At 40.2% G+C, this 25924-nt stretch carries 17 protein-coding genes; 13 read left to right on the top strand and 4 right to left on the bottom strand.

Features of this window, described 5'->3' with window-relative positions; all coding sequences use genetic code 11:
• Positions 1–93 precede the first annotated feature (93 nt).
• Entirely contained in the window at positions 94–1800 is a 1707-nt protein-coding gene (locus B5X70_RS03805) for an alpha-amylase family protein (RefSeq protein ID WP_079556554.1), read from the bottom strand.
• Between the two features lie 265 nt (positions 1801–2065).
• Here B5X70_RS03805 and B5X70_RS03800 point away from each other — a divergent pair, with 265 nt between their 5' ends.
• Positions 2066–5023 carry a TolB family protein gene (locus B5X70_RS03800; RefSeq protein ID WP_079556553.1) on the top strand — a complete coding sequence of 986 codons (2958 nt, stop codon included), beginning with the start codon at positions 2066–2068 and terminating at the stop codon, positions 5021–5023.
• A 6-nt stretch (positions 5024–5029) separates the two neighbouring features.
• Here B5X70_RS03800 and B5X70_RS03795 read toward each other — a convergent pair whose 3' ends face one another.
• Positions 5030–7858: a M16 family metallopeptidase gene (locus tag B5X70_RS03795; protein WP_079556552.1), complete on the bottom strand. Its 2829-nt coding sequence runs from the start codon at positions 7856–7858 to the stop codon at positions 5030–5032.
• Positions 7859–8129: 271 nt separating this feature from the next.
• Positions 8130–9392, bottom strand: coding sequence for a metallophosphoesterase (locus B5X70_RS03790; protein ID WP_079556551.1), 1263 nt, complete (start codon positions 9390–9392; stop codon positions 8130–8132).
• Between the two features lie 583 nt (positions 9393–9975).
• On the opposite strand from B5X70_RS03790, the gene B5X70_RS03785 reads away from it, so the two are divergent.
• From B5X70_RS03785 to hrpB, 12 genes are all read left to right on the top strand, one after another.
• Positions 9976–10668 carry a LytR/AlgR family response regulator transcription factor gene (locus tag B5X70_RS03785; RefSeq protein WP_079556550.1) on the top strand — a complete coding sequence of 231 codons (693 nt, stop codon included), beginning with the start codon at positions 9976–9978 and terminating at the stop codon, positions 10666–10668.
• Positions 10669–11058: 390 nt separating this feature from the next.
• A complete protein-coding gene (locus B5X70_RS03780) occupies positions 11059–11775 on the top strand; it encodes a LytR/AlgR family response regulator transcription factor (protein ID WP_079556549.1) in 717 nt (238 codons plus the stop codon).
• A gap of 360 nt (positions 11776–12135) precedes the next feature.
• Positions 12136–13692 carry a hypothetical protein gene (locus B5X70_RS03775; RefSeq protein ID WP_079556548.1) on the top strand — a complete coding sequence of 519 codons (1557 nt, stop codon included), beginning with the start codon at positions 12136–12138 and terminating at the stop codon, positions 13690–13692.
• Between the two features lie 102 nt (positions 13693–13794).
• Positions 13795–14376: a hypothetical protein gene (locus B5X70_RS03770; protein ID WP_079556547.1), complete on the top strand. Its 582-nt coding sequence runs from the start codon at positions 13795–13797 to the stop codon at positions 14374–14376.
• 22 nt (positions 14377–14398) lie between these two features.
• On the top strand, positions 14399–14818 hold the full coding sequence (locus tag B5X70_RS03765; RefSeq protein WP_143255022.1) for a hypothetical protein: 420 nt from the start codon (positions 14399–14401) through the stop codon (positions 14816–14818).
• Between the two features lie 114 nt (positions 14819–14932).
• Positions 14933–15454, top strand: coding sequence for a CsgE family curli-type amyloid fiber assembly protein (locus tag B5X70_RS03760; RefSeq protein ID WP_079556545.1), 522 nt, complete (start codon positions 14933–14935; stop codon positions 15452–15454).
• Positions 15455–15489: 35 nt separating this feature from the next.
• The gene (locus tag B5X70_RS03755; RefSeq protein ID WP_079556544.1) at positions 15490–15924 is read left to right on the top strand and encodes a curli production assembly/transport component CsgF; all 435 of its coding nucleotides are present in this window, start codon (positions 15490–15492) and stop codon (positions 15922–15924) included.
• 160 nt (positions 15925–16084) lie between these two features.
• Positions 16085–17386 carry a CsgG/HfaB family protein gene (locus B5X70_RS03750; RefSeq protein WP_157666505.1) on the top strand — a complete coding sequence of 434 codons (1302 nt, stop codon included), beginning with the start codon at positions 16085–16087 and terminating at the stop codon, positions 17384–17386.
• 161 nt (positions 17387–17547) lie between these two features.
• Positions 17548–19035 (top strand): carboxypeptidase-like regulatory domain-containing protein, encoded by a 1488-nt coding sequence (locus B5X70_RS03745; RefSeq protein ID WP_079556542.1) that lies wholly within the window; start codon positions 17548–17550, stop codon positions 19033–19035.
• Positions 19036–19159: 124 nt separating this feature from the next.
• Complete coding sequence (locus B5X70_RS03740; protein WP_079556541.1) at positions 19160–20224, top strand: sensor histidine kinase; 1065 nt, start codon at positions 19160–19162, stop codon at positions 20222–20224.
• 9 nt (positions 20225–20233) lie between these two features.
• Positions 20234–21016, top strand: a complete 783-nt coding sequence (locus B5X70_RS03735) for a LytR/AlgR family response regulator transcription factor (RefSeq protein ID WP_079556540.1) — start codon at positions 20234–20236, stop codon at positions 21014–21016.
• Between the two features lie 503 nt (positions 21017–21519).
• On the top strand, positions 21520–24012 hold the full coding sequence (gene hrpB / locus B5X70_RS03730; RefSeq protein WP_198314165.1) for an ATP-dependent helicase HrpB: 2493 nt from the start codon (positions 21520–21522) through the stop codon (positions 24010–24012).
• Between the two features lie 4 nt (positions 24013–24016).
• On the opposite strand, the gene B5X70_RS03725 is transcribed toward hrpB, so the two are convergent.
• Positions 24017–25798, bottom strand: coding sequence for a glycoside hydrolase family 3 protein (locus B5X70_RS03725; protein WP_159449979.1), 1782 nt, complete (start codon positions 25796–25798; stop codon positions 24017–24019).
• Positions 25799–25924: the final 126 nt, after the last annotated feature.

The following is a 25924-nucleotide window of genomic DNA, read 5'->3' as shown; positions in this document are numbered from 1 at the left end:
TGTGTTTAGAAGTTTAGTAAATGATAACTTCTATAATATACAAACAAAATGGGTGAATGTAAATAGTTTCTAGTCAGAATCGAAATGTAAAAATTAATCCAATACATGTCCTTTTAATTCGTAAATCGAGGCAGTATAAGGCTCCAAACGGCCTCCTAACCCTCCATTTGAAGCAACAGCGGCAGGGAATTGAAGTGGGCGGTTAAATCCAAGCAAGTCAATGCCATTATAGAACAGTTCATTCTTCATACCACAAGTGTCCATGGCATCCAAAGGAATTTTCAGTTTAAAGGATTGCTGTTTATCTGAGAAATTGGCCAATATGAGGAAACAATGGCCTCCTTCATATCGCATAAAAGCATAAATTTTGTCGTGGCAGAAGAATTCGTGCCTGTTTACCCACATCAAATCATAAAAACGACCTTTGTAAAAAGCAGGTTTCTGATGGATAATGGTAAGCAGCTTTTGATAAAAGCTGCGTAAGTCAGCGGCCGCTTTTGGCAATTCCGTACCAGTCCAATCGCCATTTGAACGCCATTTTTGAATCAAATCTATGCTCCAATAATCGAAAATGGTGGTGCGTCCATCACGGCCACTGAAACCTTCTTCATCCATTCCTCTTTCGCCAAGCTCCTGACCAAAATAGATGAGCAACGGGTTGTTAAACATGGTGGCGGCCACTACCATTCCGGGAATGGCCTTGTGGCCATTGGCCATAAAAAAATCGCTGGACAACCGTTGTTCGTCATGGTTTTCCAAAAAATAGAGCAGGAAATGATGCAGACCATCGGTTTTTTGCCAGCAATCTGTTAATTCGGATGCCGGAGCCTTTCCCTCCATGACGTTGCGCAATGTATCATAAAGCACCACTTTATCGTACAGAAAATCAAAACCGGCTTTAAAAATGTAGTCTTCATATCTTTCGGCCTCATAAATCTCAGCAATGAAGAGCTTCTCCGGAAATTTAGCGCGAACCTCCCCAATCATCCAGCGCCAAAACTCAACCGGAACCATCCCGGCCATGTCACACCTGAACCCATCTACCCCTTTTTGAGACCAATAAAGCACGATGTCGAGCATTTTTCTCCAGGTATCCGGTTCGGGCTCAAAATCAGCATGAGTACCTCCCTGATAATCCATTCCGTAATTCAGTTTCACCGTCTCGTACCAGTCGTTTACCGACGGAGCCGGCGAAAAGCAATCATTTCCGGTAGCTCTGGCAGGAGACTCTTTCCATGGTTTTATGTTGGTAATTTGCAAAGGAGATTTGAACGTAGTGCCGGGCAAATAGTAGTAGTTGTTGTCTTTTGCAAAGGAGACCTTTTTATTATCCTTTTTTCCAAAAGGCTCAATGCCTTTTGGGGCTGCATCGGAGGTGTAATTTCTTGCCACATGATTAGGCACAAAATCAATAATCACCTTTAAATCTGCAGCATGTGTTCTTGCGATGAGATTTTCAAACTCAGCCATTCTGTTGTTAACTTCAACAGCCAAATCGGGAGCTACATCGTAATAATCCTTTATGGCATAAGGCGACCCGGCCTGTCCTTTGACCACGTCCGGAGAATCGGATGCAATTCCATACTTTGAAAAATCGCTACACGTGGCATGCTCAATCACTCCGGTGTACCAAACATGCGTGGCACCCAATCCGGCAATAGAAGTCAACGCTTCTTTGCTGACATCACTAAATTTTCCGCACCCATTTTGGTCAATATTTCCATTGGAAACATTGATATTATTTGAGTTACCAAACAACCGTGGCAACAACTGGTATATTACAAACCTGTGTTTATCCATCCTGAATTTCTTCCCTTCAAAACCACTTAAAAAATATCGAGGTAAAAGTATGATATTTTTGAGATTAATTTTCCATTGTTCAACAAAACAGATGGAATCAAACTAACATTTATATCTTAAACAATCGGCAAAACCCGATTGTTTTCAATATAGAGAAAAAGAGAATTTTATATAAGATGATTAACATCCAACTTCATCTACACTCAAAATATAATCATCTATTGTTATATTTGACACAATATAAACTGAATAAGAAACCACTCCAATGAGATATACTGCCTTTTTTGTCCTTCTGTTATTGAGTTTTTCGGCATCGTCGCAGTATTACTCATCAGGTTCAGACCCCGCAAGACTCAGATGGAACCAGGTAAAAACACCGGCGGTTCGCATTGTTTTTGAGGAGAGTCTCGAAAAAGAAGCCTTACGACTGGCTGCTTTCATCGACAGCATGGCTCCGCATATATCAGGAACTTTGAAACATCAACCCCACAGGGTTGATTTACTCATTCATAACCATACCGTATATTCAAATGGTTTTGTTTCGTGGGCTCCCCGGCGAACAGAGTTCTTTTCAACTCCACATCAGAACATTGGTTCCACCGATTGGCTTGAACATTTGGCCATTCACGAATACAGGCATGTTGTGCAGATTGACAAACTCAATCAGGGTTTTACTCGGATTTTAAACTATTTTACCGGGCAACAGGCGGTGGGCGGAGTGTTGGGAATGTATTTACCCATGTGGTTTTTGGAGGGAGATGCCATCATTGCTGAAACAGCTCTTACAAACAGCGGACGTGGCCGCTCATTTGAATTTAATCGTGAACTAAAAGCTCAATTGGTTGAAAAGGGAAAATTCAGCTACGATAAGGCATATATGGGTTCATTCAGAGACTATGTGCCTGATTATTACAAAATGGGCTATCCACTCACCGCCATGGCAAGGAAAGTTTATGGTCCCGAACTTTGGGAAAAAACCATTAGAAACAGTGGAAGAAACAGCTGGATGTTGACCCCGTTTAATCGTTCCATACGCCGACACACCGGTTTGAATCAGAAACGACTTTACAACAGCATGTTTGAGCAATTAACCCGCGAATGGGAAAATGAAATGGCCGGACAAAATTTTACACGGTATGACTCTGTATCTGCCTCGCATGCCGATTACCTTCGATACACACATCCACAATTCATTTCAGATTCACTGGTGGTTGCGGAGCTGCGTGGACCTGCGTTGCGTTCGCAAATAGTTTCAGTGAATCTGCATACCGGACAAACTGAAACGCTTGTTTACACCGGGATACGTGAAGCTGAACCCATATCGGCCAACAGCAACCTTGTGGCATGGAGTGAACTGGTGTACCATCCGCGATGGGAAAATGAATCGTGGTCGGTCATCAGAACCCATCACCTTAAAACCGGTAAAACCTATACCATTACTCAAAAGTCCAACTTTTTTGCACCTGCCTTGCATCCCCGGGAAAATATGATTGCCGCAGTTGAAACAACACCCGATTACAGGTTTTTCATCACCATCATAGATGGTAAAACAGGTGAGAAATTAAAAGAAATTTCAACTCCGGAAAACCATTTCCCGCTCACGCCATCATGGAATCTGAATGGAGAAAACATTGTTTGCGTATTGCTTTCACCGGAGGGGAAAGCAATTTATACTCTAAATCCTGAATCAGAAACATGGCAACAGATTACCTCGCCAGGATTTGATGAAATCAGGCATCCGGCACAAAGCGGAGATACCATCTGGTACAATGCCAAAGGTGCTATTAGTGATGAAATATTCTCCATCAACACCAAAACAGGGCAAAAAAAGCAATTGACTTCATCCAGATTTGGAGCGATGTTCCCTGCCGTTTCAAAAAACAATCAAATAGTTTACAGCAATTATAACAGTCGCGGGTTTTCTTTGGCGCGTTACAATGACAACCCATCGGAAAAAACGACAACAAAGAGCAACTCACTCCTCGACGCCCTCATTGACAGCATCATAGTTCAGAAAGAGACCGCTCCCCCCCCTATCCCAAAAACCGAATATGAAGTAAAGAGATACAGCAAATGGAATCTGTTTAACGTCCACAGCTGGGCTCCGGTTTATGCAGATTTCGACCGAAGTGAGATTTACACCGGCGTTTCTGTGATGTCACAAAATCTGTTAGGCACAGCAATCTTTTCGGCAGGCTATAATGCCGACCCATCTAAATCGCACGAAAAATACCACCTTCATATGATTTACCGCGGATGGTTTCCGGTGCTGAAACTGGGAATCAGAGCAGGTGATTCCCAATTTGAGCGCAGTGGATTTTATCAATCAGGTGATGAAATATATTTTATTGATACTGACCAACAAATAAACCATACCAGACTTGAGTTTGGAATGCAGGTGCCGCTGAACCTGAGCAGAGGAAATTTTAACAGGTTTTTATCACCTGAGGTTACCCTCTCCTGGCAGAAACAGACCGGCATCAGTTTCCCTATGACACAATATATTTTGCAAGCCAATCAGCTTATTCCGACAGGAGTTACCAGAGAAGAGACACTTCGCGGTTATGATTTTTACAGCATGGAGTACAGTCTTTACTTTCAAAATCTCAGACGTGGTGCATCCCGGGATGTTGCACCTCGTATGGGACAGGTCTTTCAGGGTGTGTACCGACATTCAATCCATGGTGACCTGGACAGGGGAAATATTTTTGGTCTATTCTCCAGGCTTTATTTTCCGGGAATTATGCAACACCATACCATAGCCATCGATAATAATTATCAGATAAAAAACAACGGCGAAGTAGCCGGAAATGGTGATGATTACATCCGGTTTTTCAGGTACAACGATTTACTGGGGTATCCGCGCGGCTACTCATCCATATATAACGATGAAATGTATGTAATGCGCAACACCTATATGCTGCCACTCTGGAATCCTGATACTTCAATCGGGGCATTTGCCTACATTAAACGGTTGAGGTTAAACCTGTTTTACGATGCAGCAATTGCAAATTATTCATTGACCGATGCGACATCCGGTGATGTCAATAAATATCAACGTAATTTTTATTCCTATGGAACCGAAATACATGCCGACACTCATTTTTTCAGGTTCGTGCTTCCATTCAGTTTAGGATACCGGTTTGGAATAAGAAGTTTCGACAATCAGCCTTTTCATGAATTCATTATGAGAACAGGCTTTAATAGTTTTTTGGTGAACTGATTAGAATTAATTAGCAGATACTATTTCTGCCTGTGGCAGAAATAGTATATCCATTAAATCAGCTTCATTAAAAAACTCTATAACAAACTGATGTATATCCTCCAAAGTCATGTTACGGGCAATCTCTTCAAAGTTTTCTTCATCTGCATGATTTACCCCTTCTCTATAGAAGTTATATAGCGAATTAAGCCAAAACGAATTGTGCCGGCGCGCCTGCTCTCTGTCCTTCAAAATGTTTTCAATGGTTTTTTGGAAGTCATCCTGCGTGGGACCCTCTGCAATGATTTTCTCAATCTCTCTGTAAAGAATTGGTTTCAGATGGTCAACTCTTTCGGGGTCTGTTTCGAACCTCATCTGTATCCCTCCCGTTTGAACCGGTTTACGGTTCATCGTCCAGCCAACAGAAACCCCGTAAGTACCTCCCTCGTCTTCGCGAATGGTTTCAATATACCTCAGATTCAGAATCCCTCTCAACACACGCATAAACATTAAATTCTCAGGGGCATAGTCCATTTCCCGTGAATAGAACACATTTACGTTGGCTTTGGGTATTTCCAAAGGTATTTCAATTTGCTTTTTTTGTTGGCCTTGAGGAAACCTTACACCATGGTCAACCCATGTCTCTTCACGTCCGGTGCCGGTTAAAGAACCCAGATATTGTTTAGACATTAACCTGACAACTTCTTCATCCATGTTACCTACAATAAAGAAAACAAAATCAGAAGCATCATGAATCCTATCCTGATAAATTGCTCTAATCTGCTCAAAACAGACTTCATTAATCAACGACACATCCAAGTTTCTGACTCTGGGATGAAAATCGGATAATAACAATGTGATAGAATCACTCATTATCTTACGAGGTTCATTCTGCATATTGGCCACAAAAGAGACATAGCGTGACATTAATGCATTGTGTGCCTCCTCATCGAATCTTGGCTGCTCAAAATAGAGATAAACCAGTTGCATCATGGTTTCAAAATCCCGTGGCGCGGCATTACCACTTATGGTTTCCGAAAAATCATAAACCATAGGGCGCACCGAAACCCGTTTCCCGGACAGCATCTGTTGCAATGAAACGGCATCAAAATCTCCCACGCCATAGCTGGTTATCAACTCGTTAAAAAGCGTGATTGAAGGCACAAAATCATTTCCCTTAACAGAAGAACCTCCCGGGCTATAGGCGGATAACAACACGTTGTCTTTTTCATAATCTGCATGTCTGAACACAACGCGCACACCATTTGAAAGCGTCCATTCCACAGCATCAAAATCTTCAAGAATTACAGTTTGCTCAATTGAGGAACCGGGTAACTCCTTTTCAATAAGGCTTTCAGCAAGCAAACGATCCTCATATGGTGAAATTTCGGCAAGTTTAACACCATCCATGATAGAAAAGGCACTTGTCTCTGCAATGTGTTCTATATTATCAGGACCGGTCACAACAATGGTTCGGTTATCTTCGCGTATCCACTCCCGCGCTATTGCAGAAACTTCTTCGACTGTGATTCCGGGAATTACCTGATTGGCAAATTCATACTCAAACTCAATGCCTGGAACAACAGCATTTATCAGGTAATGATTCTGCAATTGTCGTGCAAATACATCATTTCGGATTTTTCCTCTGTCATTATACCTACTCTCCAGGTTTGTGAGAATATTGGATTTGGCTCTTGCCAATTCATTTTCTGTAAATCCATACCTTAAAACCCTCTCTGTCTCAACCATTATGGCTTCAACAGCCTTTTCTGCTTCACCGGGATTCGCAGTAACCCCAATAACATAAGAATCGTAACCTCTCATAAATCCACCGGCCTGTGTGTAACCATTAATAAAAGGTGGTGTTCCCTGTTGCAATAGCTCCTGAATTCGAGCACTTGTCATGGAATTATACAGAGAGCGTATGTATCCGGATCTCAAATCTTCAAGAGTTTTCTTTTGCATATCCCGGTTTCTTCGAGGGATATATATGGTGATGCTCGTTTGGGTGGCTTCCCTGTCGGTAGCCACAACAAACGCGGTACCTTCCCGCTTTGGAATTTCAAAAAATGGACGCTCCAGAGCATTTTCTACTGCTGGGATTTCTGAAAAAAGTTCTATCACTTTTTCCTCCATTTCATCCACATCAAATTGGCCAACCATAATAATGGCCTGTAAATCTGTTCGGTACCAATCGTGATAAAACTGCCTGAGTACTTCAGGGTCATGATATTTAATAACAGTCGTGTCACCAATTATATCACGAACTGCATACATTGAACCTTCAAATAAAACCGGGAACCATTGATCTCTCATCCTGATATTGGAGTTTCTTCTGGTACGCCACTCTTCCAGAATTACGCCTCGCTCAAGTTCAATTTCTTCATCGGTAAGCAACAGTCCGTTGCTCCAATCATAAAGAATCAACAGACAGGTATCAAGAATCCCGGGACGATTAACCGGAACATCACTGATGTTGTATACTGTTTCGTTAAAGGAGGTGTAAGCATTAATATTTCTGCCAAAGGCTACTCCATGCCGTTCAAGCGTATTGAGAATGCCCTTCCCTTCAAAATTTTCTGTGCCATTAAAAGCCATGTGCTCCAGAAAGTGAGCCAACCCATTTTGATGATCCTCTTCCAGCAAGGCTCCGACGTTCTGAACAATATAGAAACTGGCTCTGTCTTTTGGCTCTTCATTATAACGAATGTAATAAGTTAATCCGTTTTGAAGCGTACCGGTTCGTACCATTGGATCTAACGGAACTGGAATTTCTGCCAGATTTTGTGCAGAAATAGAAGAAAAGGCAAAGAAAAAGCCTAAAACAAATAGTAAGTTTTTCGAAATGCGTCTCATTATAGCAAGGATTAGAGTAAAACAAAAACACCATTAAAATGGTGTTTTACTAAAAATTAATATGATCAAAATAAGTAAATTTTATTAAATATTGCAAGTTAAATCAATAGATCGTTAGTCCCGATGCATCGGGATTAGAAATTTAGATATTAGACAAAGGCAAATGTTTAATTACGCATATAGCAAATAATTTTACATGTGCTTGAATTTCTACTAAATATAAAAATTTAACGAACTATTAAAAATGAAAGTCTTGAATATTCGAAGCCTGTTACATCGGCTCAGTACCAGATGTTCCCCGGCTTAATTCAATAATAGTAATTTCAGGCGGCATACCAACACGTGCAGGCAATCCGTGATAGCCTAATCCGCGATTCACATACAAAAACTTATCACCTTCCTGATAGAGCCCGGCCCATCTTTTTTGAACATATTGCGCAGGACTCCAACGGAAATCTCCCTTTTCAATGCCAAATTGCATTCCATGTGTATGGCCTGATAAGGTCAAATCAAACCGACCATGTTCCAGAACTTTCTGATCCCAATGATCAGGATCGTGTGACATCAGCACGCTAAAAGATTGTCCGGCAATACTCTCTGAGGTTTGATCCAAATCTCCATTTCTGGGATACGAGGCAGTTCCCCAGTTTTCTACTCCGCCTAATCCGATTGAATCACCGTTTCTTGTGAGAATGACCGATTCATTTTTGAGTACCTTAAATCCCATTCTTTCCTGACCAGAAATGATACCATCAAAATTTGCAGCCTTCTCAGCTTTCGATTCCCACCGACTGTAATTGCCATAATCGTGATTTCCTAAAACTGAAAACTTTCCCAAAGGAGCTTTCAGTTTTGAAAAAATGCCCTCCCAGCCATCCATTTCTCCGGCAAAATTATTCACCATATCTCCGGTAAACAGAATTAAATCGGGATGCTCTGCATTAATCAAATGAACAGCTTCGCGAAGTGGTTCGCGATTGTTACCAAAACTTCCCAAATGCAGATCGGAAATATGAGCAATACGTAAGCCATCGAAACCTTCCGGCAGATTTGGAAATGAGAGTCTGACATGACGGGTGTAAAATGCAAATCGCCCTCTGAAAGCGCCAAACATCAGTGAAACAAATGGCGCTGTAGCCATAATAATACCAACCTGACTTAAAAACTTACGACGGGTAATTCGCGGGTAATGATGTTTCTTAGCTGTATCTCTGGTTGATTTTTTAAAAATCAACAATCCTCCACCATGAAAAGCAGAGTATATAAGCTTAAAAGAGTATATGCTTAAAAAAGTAAACAGAATCCATCCAAAATTCCGATAAATTAAAGAATTATCTGCAAGTGGCAGGCGATAACCGATGTAAATGAAACCTGCAATTGAAACCAGCGGTAGAACCGCGAAGAGTAAAATGGCCAAAGTACGGCCAGGAATATGCCTGTAATATCCTCCTTTTTTCCATCGCCAAAACAAAAAAACATCAATGGCAATTACTAAAAAAATCATCAGATAAATCAGGCCACTTTGATAATGCATCTCTTTCCCTTCTTAATTCTGCATAATATTATGAGATAATATCATACTGAAAATATTATGTTGCAAAATTACAACATCATTCATTTCTACAAGAAAATAACGGTTAAGGTTATATAATAGTTGTGAAAAAAGCATTATGGTATTTTCGTACTTATTCGCCTTATATTCAGTTATCAAATGAAACGAGCCATTCATCAGGCAAAAGTCCCACTTAATCAAATCATAAAATTATTTAGTTGACAACAGAACAATTTAGTTCGAAATTTAAATTTAAAACCAGACTATTTCTTTTAAATCATTTGATAAGATACTATTCAAATGATTCTCTAAATTTTTCCCGATTTAAATCGGGAAACAGGAATCCTACGTTAAAAAAAACAGATCGTTAGAATTTCAGATATTAGACAAGAGGAAACTCACGATTTTAAGCATATTTTTTTCAGTATAAGCAAATTGTTATACACCTAATATAGCTAGTTCATAGGAAATATTAACAAACTATTAAAAATCAACATCACCGTCACTATTAAATCTAATAGAATTTTGATATAGAGATTATTCACTGTTATCAAACCAAAAGCGTATGTTACTGAAATGTGTTGCCATTGATGATGATCCCCTTTGTTTATCAATTTTAAAGAAGTATTGCCAAAAAGTTCCAAGTTTACGGTTAAGAGGAGCTTATGAGAACCCTACAGATGCACTGCCCCATCTGGACAGAATAAATCCGGATATTGTTTTTCTGGACATCAATATGCCTGAGATATCAGGCATAAGGATTGCTGAAATTTATAACCATAAAACCACCATTATCTTTACCACTTCCCATAAAGATTTTGCTCTTGAAGGTTTTGAGCTGAATGCGGCCGACTATCTTTTAAAGCCTCTTAATTTTGAAAGGTTTTTTCAGGCTGTTTGTAAGGCAAAGGATCGGATTGAATTCAAAGCTTTAAAAAAGCTATCCTTTGAAGACAATGACCATGTTATTATTAAATCAGATTACAAGAACATAAAATTAAAGTTTTCGCAAATACTTTTTATTGAAGCACTCGACAATTATGTAAAAATTCACACTGCAAAACGAAATTACCTGACACTTCAGAACCTTAAACACTTCAGCAAAAGATTAAATGGAGATTTTGTAAGGGTACATAAATCATACATCGTGGCAGTTTCAAAAATCGAGTATTTTTCACGTGATCAGCTCCGTATTAATGGACGGGAAATTCCAATAGGCCGATCATACGCTCAAAATTTTCATGAAAAAGTAAAATAGCAAAAATAAATTACGAACAAAACAATTGAATGAGGACATCTTTGTCCTCATTCGTACTTTCTTCACCCCTCATTGATGCGATATTTCGCACTCGTTCTGCGAATAAACAAACAGACAAAATCAACCATGGACTTCAAATCCAGACATTCTAAATCTGGGAAAACCGGAACCATTCTCAATTAAAAGTACGCCAAAGCATCTATCCCATCGAACCATTTCAGAAAATGTTATTCACCTTCAATTTCCGGTAGTTAACAACTATTTCTCCAACGCTGGTCAAATTTCGCCATAACTTATGATTGATTTCAAAATCGTCATAAATCATCCGTTGACGAAAAACAATCTAGAGACTAATTATTACAGGTCAAAACTCAATAAAGTTAAAGAGAAATGAATTTGATTTGCATCGCCATAGACGACGATAACCTTTCATTATCTATTCTGGAAAAATTCTGCAAAAGAATCTCCTTTATTGAGCTCACAGAAGCATTTAACAATCCATGGGATGCGTTGGTTCATTTAAAAAACAACAAACCGGATATTATTTTTCTTGACATTGGAATGCCGGAAATTTCAGGATTGGCAATAGCAAGGGAGTTTTCCAATGAAAGCATGATCATTTTCACAACATCTTATAAACACTATGCTTTTGATGGATTCGAACTCAACATAACAGACTATCTCTTAAAACCATACGGTTTTAAGAGATTTCAACAAGCAGTTTGCAAAGCGAGGGAAATCATTGAATATAAAAAGCTAAAGCAACAAACAATCAATGGCAGTCAGGAGTACATTGTTGTAAAATCTGAGTACAAAAACATAAAAATAGAAACTTCCGAAATACTCTATATTGAAGCGTTAGATAATTATGCCAAAATACACACCAAAGAGAAAAGTCACATCACGCATCAAAATCTAAAGTATCTGGAAAAAAAACTCGACAGTCATGAATTCGTCAGGGTTCACAAATCATTCATCGTGGCGGTATCAAAAATCGATTTTTTCTCCCGGGAAAGTATAAATATCAATTCAACGAACATTCCCATTGGCAGAACCTATCTGAACAAATTCAAAGAGCACATAAAACAAAGAGATATAATGGTTTAAAAGATAAAGAAAAAATTGAGGATAACGGGAATTAAATAATGAACATCAACTTCCACAGTTTAAAATTCATGCTCAACATCTTCCAAAAAATTAAAAAATGCAATTCACACACAGATTCCGGTTGTTAACAAATTAAAGATGCAATCGCTATAAAGTCGCCCTAAATTTCATTTAAATAAATTCATGATTGTTCACCAAAATTACATGATTATGGAAAAACAAAAACATTTCAACAGGAGACTGGAACCGGGCTAGAAAATCCATTAGCAGAGCCTATAAACCAATAAAAACCTAAGAAAAACAATTATTTCTTTCGTTGCCAAGAGGCAACTCATCTACTAAACTTTAAACTCAAGTATCATGAAAAAATTATTTTTATTTACAGCAGCAATATCCCTTTGTTCAGGAATGCTATTTGCTCAGGGATATAACAATGAAGCAACGCATAATCAATCAGGAACATCCAATGTAGCTACAACGACTCAAGATGGCTCTTATAACAATGCCACTGTAGATCAAAATGGGACTAAGAATGTAGCAGATCAAAAGCAAACCAATCTGAGTGGAGACGCCGTGAATAATGCTGCCATTACACAAGTTGGGGTTAAGAATGTGATTGCTACCCAAGAACAGATTGGACAAGGAAACAGTGCAGTTATAGATCAACTGGGATGGCTTAACAGTGCAACACAATATCAGGCAGGAGATTATAATGAGGCTTCAATAATTCAAAAGGGAGCAACCGAAGAAACTGAAGGCGATGCTACTATACTAAACAGGGCAACTCAGACTCAAATAGGTGATGAGAATGAAGCATTCATCAATCAGGATATCCATGGTAAAAACACGGCTGTTCAATACCAGGAAGGAGATGAGAATAAAGCTGTCATTAACCAACAATCAAGTCCAAGTTATTGGTATGTAAATGATGCTAAACAAACCCAACATGGCGAAGAGAATGATGCATTGATTACACAGACCGGTGACTACAATGTAGCAGAACAATATCAAGATGGGAAAGAAAACACAGCGGTTATTTTGCAATCAGGAGATGTTAACGTAGCAACACAAACCCAATATGCAGAAGGAAATTCCGCTGATATTGAACAAAGTGGACTTTGGAACTCTGCCCTTCAGGAACAAAACGTAGTTGATCAATTATATGGAAGTAATGCTGCATTTATTAATCAAACAGGTAACAAAAACGTAGCCGAGCAATATCAGGAGAGACTAGGTAATGAAGCCACAATTGATCAATCAGGCAACAGGAATTCAGCCATTCAAAAGCAAGATCTAAGAGTTGCTGAGAATTATGAAAACAGCTTCAATACTGCATTTATCATGCAGGCAGGGGATAAAAACTCAGCGCTTCAAGTTCAGGATGGTTCCGGTAATTTAGCCACCATTAATCAAAACCTTGGAGCAACTGGTAACGAAGCAATACAAAACCAGCAGATGCGAAGCACATACAGTGTTGCATTAATTAATCAAAGCGGAGCTAATGATTATGCCTTACAAAGTCAGATTGGCGCAAAAAACAATGCCACCATTAACCAATTGGCTTCATCATCCAACAACGAAGCTATTCAAACACAAACATCAGGACAAGGTTTTATTATTGGACAGTACAGAAATGTAGCAACCATTACCCAAGAGGGTGGCTCTGAGAATTTTGCTGAACAAACACAAAAACATTCTGGTGCATGGGGTATGGGTAACGAAGCAACAATTCTTCAGGATGGAGATTGTAACCAAGCTTTCCAAACTCAAACAGGAGCAGGTAATACGGCACTAATTGACCAATTTGGAACAGCTAACATTGCTACACAAACACAAACCGGTGTTGCTAACTTTGCATCTTCCACTCAAAATGGATTTGGAAACAGCTCAACAATTACACAATCTCAAAGTTTTTAGAGCATTAATATATAATTGTTACAACAGTTATTAATTTAGAGAAATTCCCGCAAGCAAAATTGCTTGCGGGAATTCATTCAACAACTCCTTAAAAATTCAATAATGCAAAAGCGACTTCTGTTTTTCTTAACACTCCTTATGAACCTGTTCGCAATAAATACGCTATCTGCCCAACAAACCGAGCAAGATGAACAGCTGGAAGAGGTTGTTGAATTGCGACAACTCGGCTTGCTCAATGGAATCATTCAGTCCGAAGGAGAAGGAACCACTGTAAACATCAATGAGCTGATTCAAAACAAGGAGTATCAATTGATATTTCCGGGAACGGTTCCTGCAACCAGTAATCACAGCATAGTCATTCAAGAAGGACATAACAATACTGCCACATGGGAACAATCCGGTGATCGCAACAGTTTTGGACTTCTGCAGTATGGTGATGAAAATTTCTACCGGGGAGTTCTGGTTGGAGAGGAGAATCTGATCAGGATTTTACAATTGGGGAATGACAACCGAGTCATACAGGACTTAGAAGGCAACGGCATGAAACTGGACATTATTCAGGAAGGAAACAACCATGAAGTAATCCAGATCGAAAAAGATGGAACATTTCCTGCCTACCAGATTCACCAACAAGGCAGCAGTGGCATGAAAATAATTATTGAGCATCAAAAAGCCTATCCCTGATTGATTTAAAACCTAAAACAAAATGTTTCTTAAAATCATATGCAATCCACCACTAATGATGGGTTCTCTGTTTCTCATGGCTTTTTCCGGATCGCTGTTTTCAATCTCTGCACAAAAAACACCTGAAGCACCTATCCGTGTCAAATCATGGATAGAAATCAGGGAAGTTTCAGATCAATACACCTTCACCGGAAAACTCATCAATTACGAAGAGTTAGAACTATCCTTTGATTATCGCCTAAAAGTCGTAAAGCAAAGTCCTTCAGGAAGCAGTCATACAAACCAGACTGGAAGTGTAATTGCTTTACCCGGAATGGTTACACAATTATCATACAACTCCATCAACTGCAACAAAGACGAAAAGTGGGAAGCCATATTATTGATTTACTACAAGCATCAAATGGTGGCAGGCGACACCATTCGCAACAAGGAAATGCGATAATCACTTTTTACCGTTTACCCTTAATTAATTGCTGTTTACCAATATTCATCATTTGGTTTGAAATAAATTTGGAAATTTATCTCAGATCAGACAAACGGATATTAATTTAAACAGATGACCAAAGCTCTTTACTGTACATTCTTTTTTTTAACAACAATGTGCTTTAAAGCCAACGGTCATAATCCGGAGGCACAGGAAAGTAATGACACCATTCAAAACAATGCAACCCTTAAGCTTCTAAAGCAATTGTTTTCATCAGAGGCAGGCAACAACAATGGTATTAATACTGAAAATAATGTAGAGGCTGTTGAGTTCATGAATTTTGTTTTTGATGAGACCATTACAAAAATCGGTGGAGATTTTTTCAGGATGTTTGATTCGGAGTGGGAAAACCCATCAAATGTAAGAGGAGTAAATATGTTTATAGGAGAGCAACCCATGCCCGGCATGGGAACTCAAATATGGATAAGAGTCGAAGATCGGTATATTTTCAGATCTTTTGTACGGCCAAACCAGGAACAGTTGAGACAAAGCGTAGAAAAAGCTTTACAACAGGCAGAGTCATATTTCCTAAATTATGAACTCATTCAAAAAGAGCTTGAAAGCGATGATTTCAGCGGAACCGGACTATTTTAAAACAGAAATCTGCAAAACCTAAATAAGATACAATTATGCCACAACCAACATCTCCATCCAGGAAGTTGATTCGCGCATTTGCCATTTTCGCAATAATTCTGGCTTCAACCGGACTATCATCAGCGCAGAACTTCGTATATCAGCCGGTAAACCCGGCATTTGGCGGAAACTACCTGAACTATCAATGGCTTTTGAGTTCTGCTCAGGTGCAGAACACCCATGAAGCAAAGCCGGCAGACAGAGCGACCCGGGATCCACTAAAGGACTTTGAAGAAAACCTGAACAGACAAATTCTCAGTCAATTGAGCCGCAACCTCATGCGCAACTATTTTAGTGAAGGTTTTAACGAAGGGCATTACAATGTAGGTAGTTATGAAATAGAAATAACACCAGGATTAGGTGGTCTGGAAATAGAAATACTAGACACCGCAACAGGTGATAAAACCACCGTTACGGTTCCATATTTTTAGACAAAGCGACAACCGGAATACACAACCCAAAAACAATACGAATTAACTTATGTTCCTACACCACAAATACAAAAGGAGTGCACTATTCGCAACGCTTTACCTAATCACCATCTATATTCTAACGGGTTGTGCCGGTACATTCAAACACCCACTTAAAACAATGCCGGCAAGGTTTGGAGAATTCTCCAGGGTTCATCACAAAGAGATCAGTGAACTGCCTCCTCCCCGCGAAAAGGTATATGCGGCTGTTTACAGTTTTAGGGATCAAACGGGTCAGTACAAATTGACAGAACATTCCTCGAGTTGGTCAACTGTAGTTACTCAGGGTGCTACTTCTATTCTCATACAATCACTGGAAGAGTCCAACTGGTTCATAACAATAGAGCGTGAGGGGTTATCGAACTTATTGAATGAACGTCGCATCATTCGTCAAACGCAGGAACAGTTTCAGGGCAGCGGAAATCTCCCACCCCTGCTCTACGCAGGTGTCATCATTGAAGGCGGAATCATAGCGTATGAAACCAACATCCGAACCGGAGGAGTTGGCGCCAGATATTTTGGAACCGGCGCATCCGGACAATATCGAGAAGATCAGGTAACAGTATATTTAAGGGCGGTTTCAACCAGCACTGGTAGAATTCTTAAAACGGTTCATGCTTCCAAAACAATTCTGTCACAGAAAATGGACATGGGAGTTTTCAGGTTTGTTTCGCTTAAAAAACTTCTGGAGGCTGAAACCGGTTACACCTATAATGAGCCATCATTTGTCGCGGTTCAGGAAGCCATAGACAAAGCCGTTCTGGCATTAATTGTTGAAGGCATCGAGGACAATCTGTGGGAGCTTCAAAATCCGGATCATATTAACATGTCTGTTTTTGAGAGTTACAGACAAGAAAAGGAGATGAGCTACGCTACCGACCATCTTGGAAATCTCTCCATGCAAAACGACAAGATGTTTAGCGTTGGTTTAAATATGGGAGGATTGATTCTTGACAGCGACGTAGCCTCCGGAGTTGTTAAGCCGGGCTCGGAGTTGAGTCTGGGTTTCTTTAAAAACAAACCCATTAATTTCTCTTTAAATATTGGAAGTGGTAAGGTGGCTGCAAAAAGAAATTTTAATACAAATGTAAGCTGGTCGAGTTTAACGCTGAACCTCCCCATTTTCCCTCAATATAGAAACTCGCCATTTCTGAAAGCCGGATATGGAATCAACTACCAACATGGAGAAAAATGGTTCTATAATGATCCTTCCTTTAACAACAACATATTTCAGTTTATTCATTTTGGTGCAGGGTATCAGTGGAAGTTGCAGGAACTACCTCTGCTAATAAGAGTTTCGGCAGATTGTCACTATTTTTTGAGTGATGAATTTGATGGAATGGTTCATGGAAAATACAACGATCGAATATGGGGTTTTAGCCTTGGCATAGCTTACAGATTCAATCTTTTTAAAAACGATTAATTAACAAAAGGCTCTGAAACGAGCCTTGAGAATCCCGGAATCAACGGAGTCTATCCAATGTTCAATCATAAACCTGGCTTTCGGCACTACGGGATTAGCCAACAAGAATAATTAGAAGTTATACCTGGCGAATTCAATCTGGCAACTAAAAAAAAGAAACAATGAAAATAGAATCCACTCATAACTGGTACGTTATAATTCTCCTGATAATGATTATATGTTCAGGGTGTGAAGAACGATTGGAAACACCACTCACCGGAAAGTTAAAAGGATATGTCATAGATAATGTCAATTTTGATCCCATTCCGGATGTCAGAGTCACAACCCATCCATATAGCGAAAGTGTAAGAACAGATGAAACAGGGATGTTTTATATTGAAAACATCCATGAAGGTGAATACAATGTCATTGCCGGGAAAAGCGGATTTAAATCCCAAAGCGTAGCCATTAGTGTGCTTCATAACCAAACAACAGATGTAGAGATTATGATTGAAAAAAATCTCACGGCAGAACATGCACCTGCTTTCACGTCAAAACACTGGCCTCTGAACAACAGTAATCAAAACAGTACAAAAACAACCATTTCATGGCAAACAGAGAACGCAGATTCTACATACTACGACCTTCTTATTTATGAATCAGGCCATTTTGGCAATCCAATGATTTACACAAATTTGGAAGACACGTTCTATCACATCAACAACCTCAAGTTTGAGACCTGGTACTACTGGCAAGTACAGGCCTATAACGAAGCAGGGCGAGTGTTTTCAGAAATTCGTCAGTTCAGAACTCAATCATTTCCTAAAAATCAGATTTTATTTTCAAGAGTTGAGAATGAATTATCACAACTGTTTGTAACAGATACACTAGGAACCAATATGATTCAAATAACAAACAGCAAGCACCATATCTGGAATGCCAAAATTAACAGTCAGCGAACAAGAATTGCATTTGAATCTACTCAAAACATCGCTCCACAACTCTATACAATGAACCTGGACGGTTCTGATGTAAAAAGGTTAACAACAGTCCCAATCGGAAGCTACTTTCACCAGAAAATAGAATATGATTGGGCTCCAAACGGTTCCCACCTGGTATTTACTAGTTTTGACAAATTATACAGAATCAATCCGGACGGTACCGGCATGCAAGTTCTGGCCGTTGCTCCCGAAGGTTCTCATTTCAGAGAAGTCATATATAAACCTGATGGTTCGGGATTGTTTGTCATGATCATTGGTAACACCATTAAAAACCGGCAAATATCCTCCATCAACGCCAACGGCAGTAACATGCAACAGGTTTATAAAAACAGTGATTATGCCATCCAAGGATTAGCAGTCCATCCTGACAATGTCCACATATTGTTCTCAATGGACATGAGCGGAACAGACTCCCACGTGGGAAGAATGCTGGATGCCAAAATCTACCGGATGAACACAAATTCGGGGCAACTGACCAACCTTTCTCAAGGAAAATCCAGTGGAACCAATGACTTAAATGCAATGTATTCACCCAATGGAGGCCATATTGTTTTCACAAACAGATCCAATTCCACTACAGCAATTGGCTCCATTAAAATGATGAATCCTGATGGTTCACGGAGAAAAAAGTTCATTGGAGAGGCAGATTATCCATATTGGTTTGATTAACTCTTTAATCCGCTCTCGGTTACAAACGGTTTAATCTGTGATTAAACCGTTACGGTTATTCTTAGCAATGGTTTTCTTTGCGAAAGAGCTACATTTGCAATAAATATCTGAATAACCACAATCAATGAATAAAGCAGAAAAATTCAACACAAACGAATTCAAAAAGCTTCAGGATCAAATCATGAATCCCGGTCTGATGGCCACCTTCAGAAGAATGGCTTATGTATCGGCTCTGGGAATTGTTTCAATGCTTTTTCTTGGAGCTGTTCTGGATGTGGATGACATCTACAGTAAACCACTCTCCATCATTATGGCGGTCATTGGCATCAACATGCTGAGCGAAGGCAACATCATCATCAACAGAATTTTAAACCAAAGAGTTCCTTGGTTTTCTCAAATCACCAAACGCATAAGAATTCAGGTTTTTATCAGTGTACTGTGGCTCATCGCAGTCACCATTATTTTTTCTCTTGTGGCACCCCGTTCTCTATCAAAAGATGCCATCATTACATTTATTTTCGGAACTATTTTTATTCTCGGATTCAACAGTGTATTGATTATGCGCAGCTTTGCCTACAATTGGCGACAGTCGCTCATTGAAAATGAAGAACTGAAACAAGCGAAACTCAAATCGGATTATATGGCTCTGCAAAACCAGCTGAATCCACACTTTCTGTTCAACAGTTTCAGCGTTTTAATTTCTGAAATTCAATACAATCCGCCAGGTGCTGTTGAGTTTGCTCAAAAAATGTCCGATGTTTATCGTTACGTGCTTCAGCAACGTAACAATCTCACCACCACACTCAAAGAGGAACTGGACTTTCTCGATGATTTCAGGTATCTTCATAACATCAGAATGGGGAATGCACTGCAAATGCAAACCAATATAGAAACTGGTCATCTCTCCATGTACGTGCCGCCAATGACCCTGCAAATACTGATTGAAAACGCCATAAAGCACAATCGTGCGAGCGAAAAAGACCCTTTAATGATTGAAATCAACAGCAATAACAACCATACTTTAAGCGTAACCAATAACATCAACCCTAAAACCACAACATATTCCACCGGAACAGGCCTGGAAAACATCATAAAAAGATACAAATTCCTGTCCGACAAAGAGATGGACATCATTCATAACGACGAGCAGTTCATCGTAACATTGCCGTTATTGGAAAACGAGAAATAACAAAGCATCATGCAAACAGCAAAAACAACCGTTTTAATTGCAGAAGACGAAATCCCTACGCAAAGGCTTTTAAAAGGAATGATTGAAAAAATCAGACCCGATTGGGAGATTGTTATCGCCACCACCGGGGTAGAAGAGACAGTGGAATGGCTGCAAAGTCATCCACATCCGGATTTGATGTTTTTGGATATTCAGTTATCGGATGGCATCAGCTTTGAGGTTTTTGACCAAACGGAGGTGCATTCAATGATTATTTTCACAACCGCTTATGATGAATATGCCATTCAGGCTTTTAAAGTAAACAGCATTGACTATTTGTTAAAACCTGTAAGACCTGAAAACTTAAAAACAGCCATTGAAAAATTTGAGAAGCTGAGAGCTTCTCAAATCCACACCACCAGCATCACCGACATCAAAGACCTTGCATACGCCTTAACAGAAGGAAAAAAATCCTTCAGGTCGAGAATCCTGGTTCCTGCCATCGATGGATATACCAAACTCAAAATTGCTGATGTGGCGTGGTTTCACAGCTCTCAAAAGGTTACCACAGCGGTAACCTTTGACGGAACACACAACATCATTGACTTGCCTTTGGAAAAACTTGAAGACGAACTAAATCCTTCCTATTTTTACCGTGCCAACCGGCAATACATCATCAACATTGAAATCATCCACAAAATTGAAAACTGGTTCAATGGAAAGCTGATTGTCAAAACCAGACCCGAAACCCCGGAGAAAATTGTGGTTAGCCGCGAAAGAGCCAGAAGTTTTAAGGAATGGATAAATCAATAAGAGTAGAGGAGTAGACTTTAAGATATTAGATAAGTAACTGTTTAAATTTAGTTTGTAATTATCTTTTATAGATAAAAAGGATGTTAGTCCCGATAAATCGGGACTAAAAATCTTTAAACAGATTTAATATAAATTTACATTGGTGTCCGGTTTTTTATTTAAAAATTATGAATTATGCCTTGTTTATTGCGCTGTGCGGCTTTCTTGAAATATTGGGCTTGCTTTCCGCCTCAGGAAAAAGACGTTAAGAAAATCAATGTTTTTTTCGTTAAGAAAACCGTGTTGTTTGAGCGTAGCGAGTTCATGGTTTTTAGAAAAACACATTGATTTTTAGTCTTTTTCATGCAGCGGCGGCATTTTTTGTTTACTTTTTTTTGCTGTAGAAAAAAAGTAAAAGCCTGTGCGGCTTGAGCACTTTAATAATATGATATTATTTCCCCGAACAAAAGTGATAAATTTAAATAGTCTCTAAGAGTTTACACATAAACAGAAAACATTATAACGTGAACCATCAGTTGTTTCAACAAGAACTTCAAAAACTTCCTATTCACCAGATAATTCCGCAGGTAAAACAGGAGCTGAACAACCACAATACCCTTATTTTACATGCGCCTCCCGGCGCAGGTAAAAGCACCATGATACCCCTTACTTTACTGGAAGAGAAATGGCTGGATGGTAAAAAAATCATCATGCTTGAGCCCCGCCGACTTGCTGCACGTTCCATTGCTGCACGAATGGCAGCATTGCTTGGCGAGAAAGTGGGTGAAACTGTGGGATACCGCATCCGTTTCGAAAACAAAACCAGTGCAGCAACACGCATTGAAGTAGTCACAGAGGGAATTCTTACCCGCATGTTGCAGGCCGACAACAGCCTTGAAAATGCCGGCCTCATCATTTTCGATGAATTTCATGAAAGAAGCCTCTTTGCCGATGTGGCGCTGGCCATTTGCCGCGAAGCACAACAATTAATCCGACCCGACCTTCGTTTAGTTGTCATGTCTGCCACTCTAAACACCGAAGCACTCACAAAAATGCTTAACGCACCGCTCATTTCGGCTGATGGTCGCCAATATCCGGTTGAGACAATCTACACCGGAGTAAGAGATTTGACAATCTTACCACAGCGAACAGCAAGAGTGGTGATTGATGCAATAAAAAAAGAAACGGGAGACATTCTTGTATTTCTACCCGGAGAGGCAGAAATCAGACAATGCGAAGAGATTTTAAAAAAATCATTGCCGAAAATCAGCATCCATCCTCTCTATGGTCAATTGCCTTTCTCAGCTCAAATTGCAGCCATCATGCCCAATAAACAGGGAAAACGGAAGGTTGTGATGGCCACCTCCATTGCCGAAACCAGCTTAACCATCGAAGGCATTTCAGTGGTGGTGGACAGCGGCTATGGTCGAACCCTGCAATTCAACCCGGGAAACGGATTATCCAGACTTACAACGGTTGAAATAACAAAGGACACAGCTGATCAAAGAGCCGGTCGAGCCGGACGTTTAGGCCCCGGAAAGTGCTACAGAATGTGGAGCAAAGCCGACCACTCCCGAATGAAAGCACACAGAATACCGGAAATTGAAGAGTCTGACCTAAGTTCCCTTGTTTTAGACTTGGCTCAGTGGGGAAATCTCAACATCAATGAATTAACATGGCTCACTCCTCCTCCCCGCTCGCACCTGCAACAGGCAATTGATACCCTGACCCAACTTGGTGCTTTGGAGGATGAAAAAATTACATCCCATGGAAAAAAGATGGGCTCCCTTCCATGTCATCCCAGGATTGCACACATGTTGATAAAAGCGGAAGAAGCAAATCAGTTGCCACTGGCAACTGATTTGGCAGCTGTACTTGAAGAACGGGACCCTTTAGGAAAAGAAGCTGGAATAGACGTCAACCTTAGGATTGAAGCACTTCGCAGGTACAGAGGCCAGAAAACGAACAACAAAATATGGGATCGCATCGAAAAGGTGGCTGCTTCCTATCGAAAAATGTTTAACTCAACTCCGTCAAACGTGCCATTCGATCCATACGACACCGGACTCCTTTTGGTACACGCCTATCCTGAGCGCATCGCTTCAGCTCGCCCGGGAACAAATGCGCGGTTTCAACTCTCCAACGGTACGTACGCCATCGCTTCCCACACCGACGATATGGCTCACGAACCCTGGCTGGTGGTTGCCAATATGGACGCACGCCAAGGTGACGGGAAAATTTTTCTGGCGGCACCGGTTAACCCAAGGGATTTGGCACCAATGGTAAAAACTACAGAAGCCGTTATTTGGGACATTCGAAAAGGCGGCCTGATAGCTTCCAAAGATCTTAAAATCGGAAGCATAACTCTTCAATCGACAGCTTTGGATAAACCCGATTCTGAACTGGTTACAAAAGCGATTCTTGAAATCATAAAAAAGGAAGGCGAACGCCTTCTGGACTTTAATATTGATGTGCAACAATGGCAAAACCGAGTTTTAAGTCTGAAAATATGGAATCCTGAAAATAATTGGCCGGATGTTTCAACCTCAACTTTGCTTGAAAATTGTGAAAACTGGCTTACACCATGGTTAATCAATATAAAACGCAACGATGACTTAGCTAAAATTGATTTGCTTAATGCATTGCACTATCATCTGAAACCGGAGCAACAAAAGGAGCTTGAAAAACTGGCACCACGCAGCATAAAAGTGCCATCCGGGTCGGATATAAAGCTGAAATATAATTCTGACGGATCGCCTCCCGTGTTGTCAGTCAGGCTTCAGGAGATGTTTGGACTGGCTGAAACTCCAAAGGTAAACAATGGCAATACCAACGTATTGCTTCACCTTTTATCGCCCGGATTTAAGCCCGTGCAGGTTACATCCGACTTAAAAAGCTTTTGGAATAACGCCTATTTTGAGGTAAAAAAAGAGTTGAAAAGCCGCTATCCAAAACATGTTTGGCCCGATGACCCATGGAATGAAAAAGCCACCAGGGGTGTAAAAAGAAGAAAATAACAGGCTAACGTTTTATTCCATCGCCGACATTAAATAATTCACCCACCGAAACCGGAAGCCTTCCGCTGAAATTAACATGCCCGGACAGCATATTAATCACTGCCAACTGGGCCTGCTCATTGTTCTGATATGCCACAATCAACCCTGAGGCATTGGTTAAAACCTCATAGTTTTCAAGATGATAGGGGTTACCTAAAAAGAAAACGACACTGTTTTCATCGGCCAAAGCACCAATCTCAGCCAACTGTGTTGCATTACCCGCTCTGCTCCCCCACCGGGTGTCGGTTATCACAAAGACCTTTTGCCGGTACTTTTCTAATTGGCGAACTCTTTGGATAAACAAAGAAGGGTTATTCAGTGGGAGCTGATAAACGGGACAATCAAACCGGTTGCTGATTTTATTCAGCATAGCAGGCGCTTCTCCCAATAAAATAAATGCCCCTTCATACTGCTGGTTTTCAAACCAGCTTACAACATCGTTCTCATTCCTAAGCAGAGTAAGAGCTGCCTCATACAACTCTCTGTTTAATTCATTAACCTTCTCATTATTGAGTAGTTCCAGAATATTTTCTGTAGATGTCATCTTCATTAAAGAATCGGTATCATCATCAATGGCATCCTTTTCCATTGATTTTCTTGCAATCAGCCAATATTTAAATGCCAGCGAACGCCGGCATTTATCTTCAATCTCCTCAAGGGATAATGTTTCATTTTCAATGGCTTCTTTAACAGCTATAATGGCCGCAGGCAGGTCTTCTGTAAATTCAACGATATCGTTTCCGGCAGCAAGCGCAAGCACATCGCGCTCTCCGGGTTTCCCCATCACTCTGGCACCTTCCATGTTCATAGCATCAGTAATTACCAACCCCCTGAACTCCAATTCATCTCTCAACAAATCTTTCAGAACTTTTTGAGAAAAACTTACTGGCAATCCCGCCTCACTCTCTAGTTCGGGGATTTCAATGTGTGCAGACATAACAGCCCACAGTCCCTCATCAATCATTCTTTTGAAGGGATAAATCTCCATGGAATCAAGCCTCTGGCGTGAATGTGCGACAAGAGGAAGTGTTTTATGCGAATCGGTTGAAGTATCACCATGTCCTGGAAAGTGCTTTCCAACCGCCATAACTCCCCCATCCTGAAGCCCCTGCATATAGGCAATAGATTTCCGTGCCACATTATCCGGGTCTTCGCCGAATGAACGAAATCCGATGACCGGATTTGCAGGATTGCTGTTTACATCGGCAACGGGAGCCATATTTATATGAATTCCGCACAACCGAAATTGATGAGCCATTTTTCTTCCCATCCTGTAAATGAGCGAGTCATTTTGAATGGCTCCAAGCGTCATAGCGTAAGGATAAGGTTCAACATCGGGGAAACGCATGGCCAAACCCCACTCCCCATCAATGGAAACAAACAAAGGAGTATTGGAAACTTTTTGAAATTCATCAATCACCTCCAGAGCTGTCTCTGGAGACATCCTGAAAAGCAAAATTCCACCGGGTTGATATGTTTGGGTTTCGGAAATTGCCCTTCGAAAGGCTGCTGCATTGGTTGGATTTTCCACTGCAATCCAAAACAGCTGAGCGATACGCTCTTCAAGTGTAAGAGAATTGTACACCGAATCAACCCAGATTCGGCTCTCGTTTTCAAGTTGTTCCCAGAAACAAACAACAGAGGTATTGCTCTTTTCTGTATAGGCTTCTCCACAATTAAGAGATAGCAGAGTCCAAAAAAACAGAAAAAAAATGAACCCGAATATTTTATATCTATGCAATTTCACAAGAACCATTTGACTTTAAATTAATCATAATCAAGGTGTAATCAAAGAAAGAGCTTGGTTTACCAACCAAACTCTTTCAAAATTACGATCATTTAAGATTTAAAAAAAAGATTCTTAAATAATTCA

The organism is Alkalitalea saponilacus, from assembly GCF_900168165.1.
GTDB lineage: Bacteria > Bacteroidota > Bacteroidia > Bacteroidales > Marinilabiliaceae > Natronoflexus > Natronoflexus saponilacus.
This window is presented reverse-complemented; position numbering and strand designations above follow the sequence as displayed.